Annotated in this window: 1 protein-coding gene; it reads right to left on the minus strand. The window is 59.7% G+C overall.

Annotated features, from left to right (window positions below; all coding sequences use genetic code 11):
* On the minus strand, positions 1-258 hold a 258-nt coding region (locus N7568_RS24295; protein WP_261612236.1), incomplete at both ends, for an NUDIX domain-containing protein.

A 258-nucleotide genomic window follows, 5' to 3' on the forward strand; every position in this document is an offset into this window, starting at 1 on the left:
CCGTGGCAAGCCTGATGGCTTCGAGGTTTCCGGCGCTCATCTCCGGAAGCTCGTCGAGTGAAAACCACCCCACTGCCAGTGATTCGTCATCGTTGACCCGGGCTTCACCTGACACGTATCGGCAACGGAACGTGATGTCCAGAAAGTAGCAAATGTCGCCATTCGGGAAGGTCACCGGGCCTACGACCCCGACTCCGATGATCCGCTCAGTATCGGCCACCACCGCCGTTTCCTCGAAGATTTCCCGCACGAGTCCCG

The organism is Paenarthrobacter aurescens, assembly GCF_025421775.1.
Lineage (GTDB): Bacteria > Actinomycetota > Actinomycetes > Actinomycetales > Micrococcaceae > Arthrobacter > Arthrobacter aurescens_B.